Source organism: Streptomyces sp. NPDC025651, from assembly GCF_055558735.1.
Window position 1 is genome coordinate 166,569 of record NZ_JBVHLZ010000002.1, and the last position, 16,428, is coordinate 182,996.

The following is a 16,428-nucleotide window of genomic DNA, read 5'->3' on the forward strand; positions in this document are numbered from 1 at the left end:
TGGTGAAAGACGGCGGGCGGAGGTCCGGCGTCCTCCGCCCGCCGCCGTCTAGCGCCCCGCGCCCGAGCCGGACGACGCGGCTGGACCGGAGGGGTGTGCGGGCGGTGCGGGCAGGTCCTTCAACCGGATGTTCCGGAAGGAGACCTCATCGGCGTCGCCGTGGTTCTGGATGCCGATGTGCCCTTGACGCAGGCTCCGCGCCGGATCGGAGTTGGTGAAGTCGTTGATCTTCACGCCGTTGAGATACACGCGAAGGCGTTCGCCCTCGACGCGGATCTCGTAGGTGTTCCACTCCCCGGGCGGGTTCAGCGCCTTGTCGCGCTTCTTCAGGTCGGCGGACTTGAAGCCGTAGACGGAGCCGGTGGTCTTCGCGGGGACGTCCGTGGCGTCGATCTGGATCTCGTAGCCGTTGTTCACGGCCGACCAGGGGTCGTCGGAGGCCGGGAAGCCCACGAAGATCCCGGAGTTGTCGTCGCCCCGCATCCGCCAGTCGAGCTTGAGCGAGTACGAGCCGAGCTCGCGCCGTTCGTACCAGAGCATGCCCATGCCGCCGGTGGTCGTCAGCGTGCCGTCGTCCTCCTTCAGCGCGAAGGAGCCGGGGCCCGCCTGCTTCCAGCCCTCCAGCGAGGCCGCCGTTCCGTCGAAGAGCGGTGTGTGGCCCTTCTCCGGGCGGCAGTCCGCCTGGGCCGCGCCGACGGCCCAGCGGATCCCGCCCGACAGGTGCTGCCGGAAGGCGGGTTCGGCGTACGACTCCTTGGTGTGGCCGCCGCCGGTGTAGAAGGCGCGCCCGCCCTGGTAGTCGCTCTGGCACCAGGCGATGGGGTGGTCCCCCGCCATCGTGCCGCCCGTGTACGAGGACTCGTCGAGGGAGGCCAGGACGCGGGCCCGGTCGCGCGGGTTGGAGCGGTAGTTGTACCACTCGTCGGTGCGGCCCCACGTCCCCGCGCCCAGGTGGGCGGTGGCCGGGTGGGCGTGGTCCTCGACCTGGACCTTCGCGGGCTGGATCGCGGGGTGGGACTGGAAGTAGGCGCCCGCGAGCCCGCCGTAGAAGGGCCAGTCGTACTCGGTGTCGGCGGCGGCGTGCACCCCGACGTAGGCGCCGCCGCCCTTGACGTACGTCTCGAACGCCGTCTGCTGCGCGGCGTTCAGCACGTCTCCGGTGGTCGAGAGCCAGACCACGGCGTCGTACCGCGCGAGGTTGGCGTCGGTGAAGGCGCCCGCGTCCTCCGTGGCGTCGACGGCGAAGCCGCCCTCGGCGCCCAGCTCCTTGACGGCCGCGATGCCGGCGGGAATCGAGTCGTGCCGGAACCCGGCGGTCTTGGAGAAGACCAGCACCTTCTCCCCGGCCTTCTCCCCCGCCTTCTGCCCCGGCGCCGTCTCCCCCGCCGTCTTCGGCGGCTCGGGCTTCGACGCCGCGGGCCCGGAAACACAGCCGATGAGCAGGGCGGCCGCGGCCGTCGCGGTGGCCAGCCGTGCGGATGCGCGCATGTGCCGACCCCTCTCAGCTCGTCGTGAAGGTGAAGTCGTCCACGTCATAGAGCGCTCCCGTGCCGGAGCCCTTGAAGACGAAGTACAGCGTCGTCGTCTTCGCCGGCGGCTTGGAGATGGCGGTGCTGACGTCCGTGTACGTCTCCCACCCGCCGGTCGGCGCGACCTTCGCGGTGCCGAGCAGCCTGCCGCCGACCGATCCGCTGCGCACCTCAAGGGTGCCGCCGGACCCGCCGGACGCGACCCGCGCCGTCAGCTTGGTCGCGTTGCGGAGGATGTACGGCTTGAAGGAGATCCAGTCGCCGTTGTGGATGTCGCCGACCGTCTTGCCGCCGTGCGCCGGGGTGTGGTTGACCACGGAGACGCCCTTGGAGTCGCCGTAGTGCTCGCCCTGGCGGTGCTTGGGCTGGACGACGTTCTGGTCGTGGGTGGTCAGCGCGGGCTGGCCGTTCGCGCCCTTGTCGGTGTACTCGGCGTCGAAGACCCCGAAGATGTTGGCGTTCGGGTCGTGCTCGCCGTCCGCCGACGTCTGGATGGTGCCCTCGCAGCCGTTGGCCGAGGTGACCGGGTGGCCGTGGCTGTCGTGGCCGAGGATGTGGGTGACCTTGACCTTGGCGCAGTCGATCGCGCCGTCCTCCGGGTCGGTGACCTTCACCTTGAAGGGCACCTTGTCGCCGAAGGTGAACAGCTGCCCGTCGCCGGGGAGTTCCAGGGTCACCTTGGGCGCGGTGTTGCCGACGGTGATGTGCGCGCTGGCCGAACCGGTGCGCCCGGTGGAGTCCTTGACGGTCACGGTCGCGGTGTGGACGCCGTTCTTCTGGTACGTGTACGTGGGGTTCTGCCGGGTCGACGTGCCGCCGTCCCCGAAGTCCCACGCGTAGGTCAGGGTCCCGCCGTCCGCGTCGGTGGCCTTCGCCGTGAACGTGGTCCGCAGCGGCGCCTGGCCGCTGGTCCTGGAGGCGGTGGCCTCGACGACCGGCGAGTGGCCGGTGGTGGCGTTCTCGATGCGGTAGAGGCCGGAGTTCTCGTCGCCGCCGAACCAGGCGGTGCCGTAGTCGAGGACGTAGAGGGCACCGTCGGGGCCGAACTCCATGTCCATGACCTGCGTACCGGTCCACGGGAACGGGTTGATCTTCGAGACGGTGCCGTCGGCGCCCTGCTCGATGCGCTTGATCCAGCGGCGGCCGAACTCACCGGCGAAGAAGTCGCCGTCGTAGGCCTCGGGGAACTTCACCGGGGAGGTGTTCGCCGCGTCGTAGCGGTAGACGGGTCCCGCCATCGGGGACTCGGATCCGGTGCCGAACTCGGGGACGGAGCCGCCGTCGTAGGGGATCCAGGCCTCCTCGGCGGGCGGCAGGTCGGTCAGGCCGGTGTTGTGCGGGGAGTCGTTCTTGAGCGCCTTGCAGTCGAAGGCCGCGCCGGAGGTGCCGGTGGCGAAGTCGTAGTCGACGTAGGGCTCGTTCTTGCCGGTGCAGAACGGCCAGCCGTAGTTGCCGGGCTTGGTCACGCGGGCGAACTCGACCTGGCCCGCCGGTCCGCGCTTGGGGTCGGCGGCACCGGCGTCCGGGCCGTAGTCACCGACGTACACCGTGCCGGTCGGCTTGTCGACGCTCATCCGGAAGGGGTTGCGGAAGCCCATCGCGTAGATCTCGGGGCGGGTCTTCTCGGTGCCCTTGGCGAAGAGGTTGCCGTCGGGGACCGTGTACGTCCCGTCGTCGGCGACCTTGATGCGCAGGATCTTGCCGCGCAGGTCGTTGGTGTTGCCGGCGCCGCGGCGCGCGTCGTAGGCGGGGTTGCGGTTCGCACGCTCGTCGATGGGCGTGAAGCCGTCGGAGGCGAAGGGGTTGGAGTCGTCGCCCGTCGAGAGGTAGAGGTTGCCGTCCTTGTCGAAGTCGATGTCACCACCGACGTGGCAGCAGATGCCGCGGCTCGCGGGGACGTCGAGGACCTTCTTCTCGCTCGCGGCGTCCAGGGTGCCGTCGGCCTTCAGGACGAAGCGGGAGAGGCGGTTGACGCCGTCGAACTTCTTGAAGTCCTCCGCGGTGCCCTCGTTCGGGGCGTCTCCGGCGGGGGTGTCGAGCGGCGGCGCGTAGTAGAGGAAGATCGCGCGGTTCTCGCTGAACTTCGGGTCGACGGCGACGCCTTGGAGTCCCTCTTCGTCGTGTGTGTAGACGGGTATCTTGCCCGCGATCCTCGTGTTGCCCGCGGAGTCCGTCAGGCGCAGCGTGCCGTCGCGCGAGGTGTGCAGGACCGAGCGGTCGGGGAGCACGGAGAGCGTCATCGGCTCGCCCGTCTCGGGCTCGCCCTTGGCGAGGGTGACCTGCTGGAAGTCCTCGGCGGCGGGGGCGGCCGCCGAGGGCGGGTCCGCGGGGACGGCGCCGGCCTGCGGCAGGGCGAGGGTCAGCGACGCACCGGTCAGGAGCGTGCCGGTGAGCAGGGCGAGCGATCTGCGGAGTCTTTGGCGTTTCCAGTGCACGGGGTTCCTCCGGGAGGGGGACGGTCGTACGCGGGTGTGTGCGCCGTGCGCCGGGGTGCGCCGTCACCCCGGACGTTTCATGTCCTGTACACATCAGGGACGGTAGCGAGCTTTGTACGTGGCCGAAAGCCCTTGTGCGGTACCAGAGTTCTGCTTCTTCCTCGGACAGGACAAAGCCGTGGCGGGGCGGGAGGTCACTCCGAGCCGAACGCCGCGTCGAACGACGCGCTCGGCGGCTCGAAGTCGTACGCCTTCAGGCGGGCCAGCGCCTCCGGCGCGCCCTGGAGGCGATCCATGCCCGCGTCCTCCCACTCCACCGAGATCGGACCTTCGTACGCGATGGAGCGCAGCATGCGGAAGACGTCCTCCCAGGGGACGTCCCCGTGGCCCGCCGAGACGAAGTCCCAGCCACGGCGCGGGTCGCCCCACGGCAGGTGCGATCCGAGGCGGCCGTTGCGGCCGTCCAGGCGGCGCCGGGCCTCCTTGCAGTCCACGTGGTAGATGCGGTCGCGGAAGTCGTGGAGGAAGCCGACCGGGTCGAGGTCCTGCCACACGAAGTGCGAGGGGTCGAAGTTCAGACCGAAGGCCGCGCGGCGGTCGACTGCCTCCAGGGCCTTGTGCGTCGTCCAGTAGTCGTACGCGATCTCGGACGGATGCACCTCGTGGGCGAACCGCACGCCTTCGGCGTCGAAGACGTCCAGGATCGGGTTCCAGCGCTCGGCGAAGTCCTCGTACCCCCGCTCGATCATCGCGTCGGGAACCGGCGGGAACATCGCGACCAGATGCCAGATCGAGGAGCCGGTGAAGCCGACGACGGTCTCGACGCCGAAGGCGGCGGCGGCACGTGCCGTGTCCGCCATCTCCGCGGCGGCCCGCTGCCGCACGCCCTCCCCCTCGCCGTCGCCCCAGATGCGGGACGGCAGGATCGCCCGGTGCCGCTCGTCGATGATCGCGTCGCAGACGGCCTGGCCCACCAGGTGGTTGGAGATCGCCCAGCACGTGAGCCCGTACTTGTCGAGCAGGGCGTGCCTGCCGTCCAGATAGGCGGGGTCGGCGAGGGCCTTGTCGACCTCGAAGTGGTCGCCCCAGCAGGCGAGTTCGAGACCGTCGTAGCCGAAGTCGCGGGCGAGCCTGCAGACCTCTTCGAGCGGCAGATCGGCCCACTGGCCGGTGAAGAGCGTGAACCTACGGGGCATGACGGGGCCTCCTCAGGCGGTTCTCAGGCGGTTCTCAGGCGGTTCTCGGGCAGCTCTCGGGCGGTCCTCAGGCGGGAATCGTCGTGTACACGGAGTTCTTCGTCGCGCTCTCCTCCGCCGCCGCGAGCACCCGCTGCACGGACAGGCCGTCGGTGAAGGAGGGTTCGGGCCGCGTCCCGGTGGCGATGGCGTGCAGCAGGTCGCGGGCCTGGTGCACGAAGGTGTGCTCGTAGCCGAGGCCGTGGCCCGGCGGCCACCAGGCGTCCAGGTACGGGTGGTCGGGCTCGGTCACCAGGATCCGGCGGAAGCCCGACGAGGCAGCCGGTTCGGTGTGGTCGTGGAAGGAGAGCTCGTTCAGCCGCTCCAGATCGAACGCCAACGAACCGTCGGAGCCGTTGAGTTCGACCCGCAGCGCGTTCTTGCGCCCGGCGGCGAACCGCGTCGCCTCGAAGGAGGCGAGGGCGCCGGACGGGAAGCGGGCGGTGAAGACGGCCGCGTCGTCCACCGTGACCGCGCCGCGCAGGGTGCCGCCCGCCGCGGTGAGCCCGCCGGAAGCGCCTGCCGCCTCGTCGACGAGCGGCCGCTCCCGCACGAAGGTCTCGACGAGCGCGGACACCCCCGCCACCGGCTCCCCCACCAGGTACTGCGCGAGGTCCACGATGTGCGCGCCCAGGTCGCCCAGGGCGCCGGAGCCCGCGCGGTCCTTGCGCAGCCGCCAGGTGAGCGGGAACTCCGGGTCCACCAGCCAGTCCTGAAGGTATGTCAGGCGTACGTGACGCAGCGTTCCGATACGGCCCTCGGCCACCATCCGCCGGGCGAGCGCGAGGGCCGGCACCCGGCGGTAGTTGAAGCCGACCATGGCCATCTGCCCGCGCGCATGGGCGCGTTCGGCGGCCTCGGCCATCGCCTCGGCCTCCTCGACGGTGTTGGCGAGGGGCTTCTCGCACAGCACGTGCTTGCCCGCCTCCAGGGCGGCGACGGCGATCTCCGCATGGCTGTCGCCCGGCGTGCAGATGTCGACGAGGTCGACGTCGTCCCTGGCGATCAGGGCCCGCCAGTCGGTCTCGGCCGCGGCCCAGCCGAGCCGGTCGGCGGCGGCGCGCACGGCGGCGCCGTCGCGACCGCAGACGGCCGAGAGCACGGGCCGCAGCGGCAGGTCGAAGACGCGCCCCACGGTGCGCCAGCCCTGGGAGTGGGCGGCGCCCATGAAGGCGTAGCCGATCATGCCCACCCCCAACGGCCGCTTCCCCGCCTCGGGTTCCGTCTCACGCATGCGGTACTCCTCCTCGTCGACGCTCGGTGGGGGGTGCTGAGCACCCCTCTGGATGTGCCGCGATGTGCCCTCGACCGTCTGCGGCGCCGTCGTGGCTGGTCGCGCAGTTCCCCGCGCCCCTGCGGGGCACCACCGCATCGCAGTGGGCTTCCCCGGCCCCGCTTGACGCGCGCATCACTTGAAGCCGGTGGACATGTACTGCTCGACGTTGTCCTTGTCGACGACGGCCGAGTAGCAGGTCACGAAGGACGGGATCTCGAACTCCGCCATGCCGCTGACGCCCTTGCCCTGGCCGAGGGCGCGCGCCAGGTCGATCGCGGACGCAGCCATGGTGGGCGGGTAGAGGACGGTGGCCTTCAGGACGCCGTCGTCGGCGTCGATGGCCTGGAAGGCGGAGAGCGCGCCCGCGCCGCCGACCATCAGGAAGTCGTCGCGTCCCGCCTGCTTGATGGCGCGCAGGGCGCCCACGCCCTGGTCGTCGTCGTGGTTCCACAGGGCGTCGAAGTTCTTCTGGGCCTGCAGGAGCTGGGACATCTTCGACTGGCCCGACTCGACGGTGAACTCGGCGGCCTGGCGTGCGACCTTCTTGATGTTCGGGTAGTTCTTGAGGGCGTCGTCGAAGCCTTTCGTGCGCTGCTTGGTGAGTTCGAGGTTGTCGAGCCCGGCCAGCTCCACGACGCGGGCGTTCTTCTTGTCCTTGAGCTTCTCGCCGATGTAGTGGCCCGCGCTCAGGCCCATGCCGTAGTTGTCGCCGCCGATCCAGCAGCGGTAGGCCTGCGGCGAGGCGAAGACGCGGTCGAGGTTGACGACGGGGATGCCCGCCCTCATGGCCTTCAGGCCGACCTGGGTGAGCGCCTTGCCGTCGGCCGGCAGGATCACCAGGACGTCGACCTTCTTGTTGATCAGCGTCTCGACCTGGCCGATCTGCGCCGCGGTGTCGTTGGAGCCCTCGGTGGACTCCAGCGTGACGTCCTCGTACTTCTCGGCCCGCTTCTTGGCGTTGTCGTTGATGGCGTTGAGCCAGCCGTGGTCGGCCTGCGGTCCCGCGAAGCCGATGGTGACCTCCTTGCCCGGCTTGTCGTCGGCGACCTGCCGTTCGTCGTCGTCCGATCCCTCGTCCTTGGGGTCGTTGCTCGTGCAGCCCGCGAGCAGCGCTGCGGACGACAGGGCGGCGGCTCCGAAGAGGAGCCCTCTGCGGCTCGTGTTGGTTGGCATGGTGAACCCCTCGACTCAGGTGGTGTGGGCCGTACGTCGTTGGACGAGCACCGCGGCGACGATGATCGCGCCCTTGGCGATCTGCTGGGTCGCGGTCTCCAGGTTGTTGAGCGCGAAGATGTTCTGGATCGTGGTGAAGATCAGCACGCCGAGCACGGAACCGGTGATGGTCCCGCGGCCGCCGCTGAGCAGGGTGCCGCCGATGATCGCCGCGGCGATGGCGTCGAGTTCGTAGAGATTGCCGTTGGTGTTCTGTCCCGAGCCGGACAGGACGATCAGCAGGAAGGCCGCGATGCCGCAGCACAGCCCGGAGAGCAGATAGAGGTAGAGGCGCTGCCTTCGTACGTCGATGCCGGCGAGGCGCGCCGCCTCCGCGTTGCCGCCGACCGCGACGGAGCGCCGTCCGAAGGTGGTGCGGTTCAGGAGCAGCCAGCCGACGACGGTGACGGCGGCGAAGACCAGGGCGAGCGGCGGGATGCCGAGAATGTACGAGTCGCGGTAGCCGAGGTCCAACACCCCTTCCACGGTGACCATCTGGGTCTTGCCGTCGGTGATCTGCAGCGCGAGTCCGCGGCCCGAGGCGAGCATGGCGAGGGTGGCGATGAACGGCACGATCCCGCCGTACGCGATGAGCAGGCCGTTCACCAGGCCGCACCCCATGCCGACGACCACGGCCGTGAAGAGGATGCCCGCGAAGCCGTACTCCTGGGTGGCGACGGTCGTCGCCCACACCGAGGCGAGCGCGACGATCGCGCCGACGGAAAGGTCGATGCCGCCGGAGATGATCACGAACGTCATGCCGACGGTGACGACGCCGATGACGGAGGCCTGGGTGAGGATCAGCTGGAGGTTGTCGGTGTCGAGGAACGACTCGGGCTGGGTGATGCCGCCGATCAGGATCAGTACGGCGAGCACGCCGACCAGGGAGAGCGTGCGCACGTCGGCGCGGGCCACCGCGGTGCGCCACGGCCCTTTGCCGTCGGCGGGGCTGCTCTTGCGGGTGGCGGCCTCGGCCGCCGGTGCCGGCTGGGTCATGCCGCCGGGCTCCCTTCGATGACGAGGTCGAGTACGCGGTGTTCGTCGAGGTCACGGGCGGGTGCGGCGTGGACGACGCGGCCCTCGCGGAGGACGAGGACGCGATCGGCGAGGCCGAGCACCTCGGGCACCTCGCTGGAGACGAGGAGCACGGCGAGGCCGTCGTCGGCGAGGCGGCGGATCACCGCGTACAGCTCGGCGCGGGCACCGACGTCGACGCCGCGGGTGGGTTCGTCGAGCAGCAGGACGCGGCAGCCGCGCAGCAGCCAGCGGGCCAGGACGGCCTTCTGCTGGTTGCCGCCGGAGAGGGTGCGCACGGGCGTGGACGGTTCGTCGGGGCGCAGCGACAGCTCGCGGGTCGCGGTGCGGGCGGCCTCGCGTTCGGCGCCCCGGTCGAGCCAACCGCCGCGCGCGAAGCGGGACATGGAGGAGACCGACACATTGCGGGTGACGGACTCCAGCATCAGGAGGGCCTGCGCCTTGCGCTCCTCGGGGGCGAGGCCGAGCCCCGCGCGGACGGCGGCGCGGACGCTGCCGGGCTTCAACTCACGTCCGTTCACGCTCACCTGACCGCTGGTCGGCCTGCGCGCCCCGTAGATCGTCTCCAGGATCTCGGAGCGTCCCGAGCCGACGAGTCCGGCGAGGCCGACGATCTCGCCGGGGCGCAGGTCGAGGTCGAGGGGTTCGAACTCGCCGCGGCGGGACAGGCCGCGCACGGTCAACACCGGGGGCACGTCGTCCTGTCGGGTGTGCCATGCCGGCCGGTCCGGGAAGACGTACTCGACGTTGCGGCCCGTCATCAGCGCCACGACGTCCTTGGTCGGCGTGGTCTTCGCGGGGAGTCCGCCCGCCACGGCGCGGCCGTCCTTCAGCACGGTGACGCGGTCGCCGATGCGGCGGATCTCCTCCAGCCGGTGCGAGATGTAGACGACGGCGACGCCGTCCGCCGTGAGGTCGGCGACGATGCGGAAGAGGTTGTCGACCTCGTCGGGGTCGAGGGCCGCGGACGGCTCGTCCATGACGATGAGCCGCACCTCGTGGGAGAGGGCGCGGGCCATCGAGACGATCTGCTGCTGGGCAGCGGAGAGGTCGCCGACGAGCCGCCCCGGGTCGATCTCGCCGTGCCCGAGTCGCTTGAGCAGGGCGGCGGTCGCGTCGCGCGCCGTTCGTCCGCGCACCACGAATCCGGCGGCGGTCGGCTCGTGCCCCAGGTGGACGTTCTCGGCGACGGACAAGCCCTCCACCAGGTCGAGTTCCTGGTAGATGGTGGCGATGCCGAGCCGCATGGCCGCGATGGGCGAGCGGAGCGTGGTGCGTTCGCCGCGCCAGGCGATGTCGCCGCCGTCGGGCTGGTGCACGCCCGCGAGGACCTTGATGAGGGTGGACTTCCCGGCGCCGTTCTGGCCGAGGAGGCAGTGCACTTCCCCGGCCTGCACCTGGAGGTCGACGCCGTCGAGGGCACGGACGCCGGGGAACGACTTGGTGATGCCGGACATGGTGAGCAGCGGTGGTTCTGGTGCCATGACGGTTCCCCTCGGCGGCGGCCGCAGCAGGGCAGGACGGATTCAGGGCAAGGCTGATTCAGGGCAAGGCCGGCTCAGGGAAGGCCGGCTCAGGGAAAGTCCGGTTCAGGTCAGGGCTGATTCAGGTCAGGGCGGAGCAGTGCGCTGTGCGGAGTGGTGTTCGCCCGACGGTGGTGCGCGGGCGAGAGCGTTACGCGGGCGAGAACAGGTGGTCGCTGATGAGCCGGGCGCCGCCGATGACTCCGGCGGCGGGGCCGAGCTCACCCAGGACGATCGGGAGGTTGCCGGTCGCCAGGGGCAGCGACTGGCGGTAGACCTGGGTGCGGATCGCGGCGAGCAGCGTGTGGCCGAGGCCGGTCACACCGCCGCCGATCACCACGAGGCCGGGGTTGAAGAAGCTGACGAGCCCCGCGATGACCTGGCCGGTGCGGTTGCCGCCGTCGCGGATGAGGTCGAGCGCGGTGGCGTCGCCCGCGGCAGCGGCCGCCGCGACGTCGACGGCGCTGAGCCGCCCCGCCTCGTCGAGCCGTCCCGCGAGCTCCGGCGAACGCCCCTCCCTGGCCGCCTCCTCGGCGTCGCGGGCGAGCGCCGCGCCACTGAAGTAGGCCTCCAGGCAGCCCCTGTTGCCGCAGGCGCAGGGGCGTCCGTCCGGTTCGGACTGGATGTGGCCGATGTCGCCCGCGCTGCCCGTCGTCCCGCGGTGGACCTCGCCGCCGACGACGATGCCGCAGCCGATGCCCGTGCCGATCTTGACGCAGAGGAAGTCGCCCACGGAGCGTGCGACGCCCGCGTGCTGCTCCCCCATCGCCATGAGGTTCACGTCGTTGTCGACCATGACGGGGCAGCCGAGGTCCTGGCTGAGGGCCTCCCTGACGGGGAAGCCGTCCCACCCGGGCATGATCGGCGGCGCGACCGGCACGCCCTCGGGGAAGCGGACCGGACCCGGGACGCCGATCCCGGCGCCGTCGAACCCTTCCGCGAGCCCGGACGCCCTCAACTTGGCGGCCATGGCGAGGACTTGCTCGAAGACCGCGACCGGGCCCTCGCGCACGTCCATGGGCTGGTTGATGTGGCCGAGCACCTCCAGCTCGGCGTTGGTGACCGCGACGTCGACCGAGGTCGCGCCGATGTCCACGCCGAGGAAGCGGAGGGCGGGGGCCAGGCGGATGTTGTGGGAGCGGCGGCCGCCGCGCGAGGCGGCGAGCCCGTCGGCGACCACGAGTCCGGTCTCCAGGAGCCGGTCGACCTCCACGGCCAGCTTGGACCGCGAGAGGTCGACCTGGTCGCCCAGCTGGGCGCGGGAGTTGGGGCCCCCGTCGCGCAACAGCCGCAGCAGCCGCGCCTGGTGCGCGTTGGCGGGTCGAGCCGTCATACGTCTCACGCGCCCCTCCCCGCCTCATCGGGCTTCCCGCGCCGTTGCCCTCGGGCTCCAACAGCCGTGCCTTCGGGCTTCCTTCACGCTTTCGAGGGGAACGTAGCAGTGCCTGCCGGGGGTGGGAAGAAGTTGCGCGCGAATTACCCATGACTTTCTCCAGTCACAGGACAAAGGGTGGGTGCCGGGCCCCCGGCGGGCGCTCCGGCCGCCGTACCGCTACGCCTTGGGCTCCCGGAGCATGCACCACGTACGCGGGCCGTTGTCGGGCAGGCGGACGTCCGCCGTGACGGCGAAGCCGAGCCGTTCGTAGAACGCCACGTTGCGCTCGGTCGAGGTCTCGAGGAAGCACGGGTGCCCGGCGCGGTCGGCGGCATCGAGGCCCGGTCGGATCACCGACTTGCCGAGCCCCTGACCCTGCGCGTCGGGGTGGACGCCCACCGTGGCGAGGAACCACACGGGGCGCCGCGGCCGGTACGGCGCCAGCGTCCGGTCGGCCGAAGCGAACCAGGCCGCGCGGTCGCCCGCGAGCTCGTCGACGAGCGGGCCGATGGCGGCGAAGCCGGGGCCGGGGTCGCGCTCCGGCGTGGTCCAGACGGCGACGGCACGCCCGGCGCCCGCGACCCAGACCCGTCCGTACACCATGCCGATGCGGGTCAGGAAGAGCTCCTGGAAGCGGCGGACCCGCTCCTCGTGCCCTTCGGCGGCGACGACGTGGCGGGTGAAGGCGTAGTCCGCGAAGGCCTGGGCGAGGGTGTCCACGGCCAGCGGTACGTCTTCCTTGATCAACGGGCGTATGCGGTGGTGCGTGGCCATGTCTGCTCTCCCGGTCGTTCGGCGGCGCGCTCCCGCCCCTGCGGTCCTACCTCCGGGGTAATCGACACGTCGGGACCCGTGGCGCGACGGTGGTGTTCCCCGGCACCCTCGACGGAAGGTCACCCCATGTCGGACACCCTGCCTCAGGACGAGCGGCATGCCCAACCGCTCACCATGGTCCCCTTCGCCGCGCACCTCGGCGTCTCCTTCGCCGAAGCCGGCCCCGAGCGGGTCGAAGGCACGCTGGAGTGGTCGCGCGAGCTGTGCACGGCGGGCGGCGTGCTGCACGGCGGGGCGCTGATGTCGCTCGCCGACACGGTGGGGGCGGTGTGCGCGTTCCTCAACCTGCCACCTGGCGCGGGCACGTCGACGGTGGAGTCCAAGACGAACTTCTTCCGGGCCGTGCGCTCCGGCACGGTCCGTGCCGTGGCCCGGCCGCTGCACGTCGGGCGGTCCTTCGTCGTCGTACAGACCGATGTGTACGACGACGGGGGACGGCCCGCGGGTCAGACGACGCAGACGCAGGCGGTGCTTGCGGGCGCGGGCACCTGACCTGAGGCGGCCTTCCCGCCGGCCGGGTTCCTGCCCTGCGGCGGACTTCCCGCCGGCCGAGGTCCTGACCGGCGGTGGGGCGCTCAGTCCCGCTCGCGCTCGTGGTACGTCTTGCGGGTGTGCTCGGTGTGGGCCCGCATGATCTCCGTGGCCCGCCGCTCGTCGCGCTCCGCGATGGCCGCGATCAGTTCGCGGTGCTCCAGCCAGGACTGCCTGCCCCGCTGCCGGGCGACCGGGGTGTAGTACCAGCGGACCCTGCGGTCCACCTGCCCGGCGAGCTCGGCGAGGACCACGTTGCCCGCGAGCTCCATCACCTTGGCGTGGAAGGCGGCGTTGAGGGCGACCACCCGCTCCACGTCGCCGTCCGCCACGGCCTGTTCGCCCTGGGCGCAGAGCTCGTCCAGGGCCGTGATGCCCGCCGTGCCGGTGTTCGCCGCGGCGAGCCGCGCCGCCTCGGCCTCCAACAGCGTGCGCACGGTGAGGAGTTGGTCGGCCTCCTCCTCGGTCGGCTCGTGCACGAACGCGCCCTGGGCGGGCCGCAGGTCGACCCAGCCCTCCGTGTTCAGCCGCTGCAGCGCCTCGCGCACCGGCTGCCGCGACACCCCGAGGTGCCCGGCGAGTTCGCTCTCGACGAGGTGCTGTCCCGGCTGCAGCGAGCGGGTCGTGATGAGTTCGAGCAGCGCCTCGTAGACCCGCTCCCTGAGCGGCCCGGGGCGTTCGAGCCGGGGCACCGCCCCCTGCGGAAGTCCTGTGGACAACATCGCGGTCCCCTCCTCGACGATTGCCTTTTGTCTACAGTCTACGAGCTACAAGGGCCAGCACCAGGGGGAGTTGAGCCGGTCACACCGGACGGGCAGGCCGGATCAGGGGCAGCGCACGACCTGTCCCGCGTACGACAGGTTCCCGCCGAAGCCGAACAGCAGCACCGGGTCCCCGGAGCGGATCTCCCCGCGCTCCACCAGCTTGGACAGCGCCATCGGGACGCTCGCCGCCGAGGTGTTCCCGGAGTCGACGACGTCGCGCGCGACGACGGCGTTCACGGCGCCGATGCGCTCGGCGAGCGGCTCGATGATCCGGAGGTTGGCCTGGTGCAGGACGACCCCCGCGAGGTCGGCCGGGGCCAGCCCGGCGCGCTCGCAGGCCTGGCGCGCGAGCGGCGGCAGCTGGGTCGTCGCCCAGCGGTAGACGCTCTGCCCCTCCTGGGCGAAGCGCGGCGGCGTGCCCTCGATACGGACGGCGTTGCCCATCTCGGGCACCGAGCCCCACAGCACGGGGCCGATGCCGGGCTCCTCGCCGGGCCCGCAGGCCTGGACGACGGCGGCGCCCGCCCCGTCACCGGTCAGGACGCAGGTGGTGCGGTCCGTCCAGTCGGTGACCTCGGACATCTTGTCCGCGCCGATGACCAGGGCGCGGGTCGCCGCCCCCGCCCGCACGGTGTGGTCGGCGGTGGCGAGGGCGTGCGTGAAGCCCGCGCACACGACGTTGACGTCCATGGCGGACGGCGAGGGGATGCCGAGGCGCGCGGCGACCCGGGCGGCCGTGTTCGGCGAGCGGTCGATGGCCGTGGAGGTGGCGACCAGGACCAGGTCGATCGCGTCCGGGGCCAGGCCCGCGGCGGCGAGCGCCTTGCCGCCCGCGTGCGCGGCCAGCTCGTCGACCGGTTCCCCGGGGCCCGCGATGTGCCGTGTGCGGATGCCCACCCGGGACCGGATCCACTCGTCGCTGGTGTCGACCATGCCCGCGAGCTCCTCGTTGGTGAGGACCCTGGCGGGCTGGTAGTGGCCGACGGCGGCGATGCGCGAGCCGTGCATGGACGGGTCCCCCTTGTTGCCGGAAGTGCGGGACCGTCCAGTCTGGTCAGCGACTCACGAGTAACGGTGCACGTAAAGCGACAGGAAAGGCGCGCCGGGTTTGGATGCTTCTCATGAGGCCGTCACCCTCTGAAGAGCTGTGTGACCTTCTGTACGAGTTCGTAGAGGCCGTAACCGAGCGGAAGACCCACCCAGAGCCACGCGAACACGATCAGGGCGCGACGGTCGCGTGGTGGCGAGCCCTCACGTGGTGGCGTGGTCACCGGCGGCCTCCTTCGGGGCGGGGACGTGGTGGCGCGGATGGACGGGGCGGACGAGCTCGTTGGCGACCAGGCCCACGACCAGGAGACCGATCATGATCGCGAAGGAGAGGCCGTAGAGCCCCGAGCCGTGCCGGCCCGCCTCCTCCTGGTGGTCGGCGACCCTGTTCACGATCAGCGGCCCGAGGACTCCGGCCGTCGACCATGCGGTGAGCAGCCTGCCGTGGATGGCCCCGACCTGGTACGTGCCGAAGAGGTCCTTGAGATATGCGGGGACCGTCGCGAAGCCGCCTCCGTAGAACGACAGGATCACCAGCGCGCAGCAGATGAACAGCGGCTTGGAGGTGTCCCCGAAGCGGGCGATCAGGAAGTACATGAGCGCGCCCGCGCCGAGGTAGACGCGGTAGACGTTCTTGCGGCCGATCAGGTCCGATGCCGAGGACCAGCCGATGCGCCCCGCCATGTTGGCGGCCGACAGGAGCGCGACGAAGCCCGCCGCCGCGGAGACCGACACGGGCGTCCCGCTGTCCGCGAAGAAGTCCGTGATCATCGGGGCGGCCTTCTCCAGGATGCCGATGCCCGCGGTCACGTTCATGCACAGGACGACCCACAGGCACCAGAACTGCGGGGTGCGGACGGCCGACCGCGCGGAGACCTGGGGACCGTCGAGCGCGCCGGGACCGCCGGGCCCGCGCGCCCCCTCCGTACGCGGCACCCGCACCAGGAGCACGCCGAGCGACATGAAGACGGCGTACGTGAGGCCGTGCACCAGGAACGCGAGCGCGATGCCGTCCGAGTCCGTGCCGAAGGAGTCCAGCATCTGCGCGCTCCAGGGCGAGGCGATGAGCGCGCCGCCGCCGAAGCCCATGATCGCGATGCCGGTGGCCATGCCGGGACGGTCGGGGAACCACTTGATGAGCGTGGAGACGGGCGAGATGTAGCCGATGCCGAGGCCGATCCCGCCGACGAAGCCGTAGCCGAACACGATGAGCCAGTACTGGCGGGTCGCGGCGCCGAGCGCGGCCAGCAGGAAGCCCGAGGAGAAGCAGACCAGGGCGACGGACATCGCCCAGCGCGGGCCGTTGCGCTCGACGAGGGTGCCGCCGAAGGCCGCGGACAGACCGAGCATGACGATGCCCAGCTGGAAGGGGAGCGCGCTCTGTGTGCCGCTGAGGTGCAGCGCGGATTCGAGGGGCGGTTTGAAGACGCTCCAGGCGTAGGCCTGGCCGATGGACAGATGCACCGAGAGGGCGGCGGGCGGCACGAGCCAGCGGCTCCACCCGGGTGGTGCGACGAGGGGCCTCATGATCCCGAACGGTAGGAAGCGGGCGGGGGTGTTGGGAAGGGGGCGCACGTACGGGATTCAACGACGTGCGCGAACCCTTGCCGCCCCAACTTCCATACTGTAGAC

Annotated in this window: 14 protein-coding genes; 1 reads left to right on the forward strand and 13 read right to left on the reverse strand. The window is 71.4% G+C overall.

Going from position 1 to position 16,428, the window contains the following annotated elements:
• Positions 1-48 precede the first annotated feature (48 nt).
• From ACZ4D5_RS08710 to ACZ4D5_RS08750, 9 genes are all read right to left on the reverse strand, one after another.
• Positions 49-1,488, reverse strand: a complete 1,440-nt coding sequence (locus tag ACZ4D5_RS08710; RefSeq protein WP_467771636.1) for a ThuA domain-containing protein — start codon at positions 1,486-1,488, stop codon at positions 49-51.
• Positions 1,489-1,501: 13 nt separating this feature from the next.
• Entirely contained in the window at positions 1,502-3,964 is a 2,463-nt protein-coding gene (locus ACZ4D5_RS08715; protein ID WP_467771637.1) for a PQQ-dependent sugar dehydrogenase, read from the reverse strand.
• A gap of 194 nt (positions 3,965-4,158) precedes the next feature.
• On the reverse strand, positions 4,159-5,160 hold the full coding sequence (locus ACZ4D5_RS08720; protein ID WP_467771638.1) for a sugar phosphate isomerase/epimerase family protein: 1,002 nt from the start codon (positions 5,158-5,160) through the stop codon (positions 4,159-4,161).
• 67 nt (positions 5,161-5,227) lie between these two features.
• Positions 5,228-6,433, reverse strand: coding sequence for a Gfo/Idh/MocA family protein (locus ACZ4D5_RS08725; protein WP_467771639.1), 1,206 nt, complete (start codon positions 6,431-6,433; stop codon positions 5,228-5,230).
• Between the two features lie 174 nt (positions 6,434-6,607).
• Entirely contained in the window at positions 6,608-7,648 is a 1,041-nt protein-coding gene (locus ACZ4D5_RS08730; protein WP_467771640.1) for a substrate-binding domain-containing protein, read from the reverse strand.
• 15 nt (positions 7,649-7,663) lie between these two features.
• Positions 7,664-8,683 (reverse strand): ABC transporter permease, encoded by a 1,020-nt coding sequence (locus ACZ4D5_RS08735; RefSeq protein ID WP_467771641.1) that lies wholly within the window; start codon positions 8,681-8,683, stop codon positions 7,664-7,666.
• Positions 8,680-10,206, reverse strand: a complete 1,527-nt coding sequence (locus ACZ4D5_RS08740) for a sugar ABC transporter ATP-binding protein (protein ID WP_467771642.1) — start codon at positions 10,204-10,206, stop codon at positions 8,680-8,682. The genes ACZ4D5_RS08735 and ACZ4D5_RS08740 overlap by 4 nt, the downstream gene beginning before the upstream one ends.
• A 190-nt stretch (positions 10,207-10,396) precedes the next feature.
• Positions 10,397-11,578, reverse strand: a complete 1,182-nt coding sequence (locus ACZ4D5_RS08745; RefSeq protein ID WP_467771643.1) for an ROK family transcriptional regulator — start codon at positions 11,576-11,578, stop codon at positions 10,397-10,399.
• A gap of 219 nt (positions 11,579-11,797) precedes the next feature.
• Entirely contained in the window at positions 11,798-12,394 is a 597-nt protein-coding gene (locus ACZ4D5_RS08750; protein ID WP_467771644.1) for a GNAT family N-acetyltransferase, read from the reverse strand.
• A 126-nt stretch (positions 12,395-12,520) separates the two neighbouring features.
• On the opposite strand from ACZ4D5_RS08750, the gene ACZ4D5_RS08755 reads away from it, so the two are divergent.
• The gene (locus tag ACZ4D5_RS08755; RefSeq protein WP_467771645.1) at positions 12,521-12,946 is read left to right on the forward strand and encodes a PaaI family thioesterase; all 426 of its coding nucleotides are present in this window, start codon (positions 12,521-12,523) and stop codon (positions 12,944-12,946) included.
• An 83-nt stretch (positions 12,947-13,029) separates the two neighbouring features.
• Here the strand turns inward: ACZ4D5_RS08755 and ACZ4D5_RS08760 are convergent, their stop codons facing one another.
• The 4 genes from ACZ4D5_RS08760 to ACZ4D5_RS08775 all read right to left on the reverse strand — a co-directional run bounded on the left by ACZ4D5_RS08760 (position 13,030) and on the right by ACZ4D5_RS08775 (position 16,323).
• Positions 13,030-13,707 carry a GntR family transcriptional regulator gene (locus ACZ4D5_RS08760; RefSeq protein WP_467771646.1) on the reverse strand — a complete coding sequence of 226 codons (678 nt, stop codon included), beginning with the start codon at positions 13,705-13,707 and terminating at the stop codon, positions 13,030-13,032.
• A gap of 102 nt (positions 13,708-13,809) precedes the next feature.
• Entirely contained in the window at positions 13,810-14,757 is a 948-nt protein-coding gene (locus ACZ4D5_RS08765) for a beta-ketoacyl-ACP synthase III (protein WP_467771647.1), read from the reverse strand.
• A 122-nt stretch (positions 14,758-14,879) separates the two neighbouring features.
• Entirely contained in the window at positions 14,880-15,020 is a 141-nt protein-coding gene (locus tag ACZ4D5_RS08770) for an MFS transporter small subunit (RefSeq protein WP_467771648.1), read from the reverse strand.
• The gene (locus ACZ4D5_RS08775) at positions 15,001-16,323 is read right to left on the reverse strand and encodes an OFA family MFS transporter (RefSeq protein WP_467771649.1); all 1,323 of its coding nucleotides are present in this window, start codon (positions 16,321-16,323) and stop codon (positions 15,001-15,003) included. Before ACZ4D5_RS08775 ends, ACZ4D5_RS08770 begins: the two co-directional genes overlap by 20 nt.
• Positions 16,324-16,428: the final 105 nt, after the last annotated feature.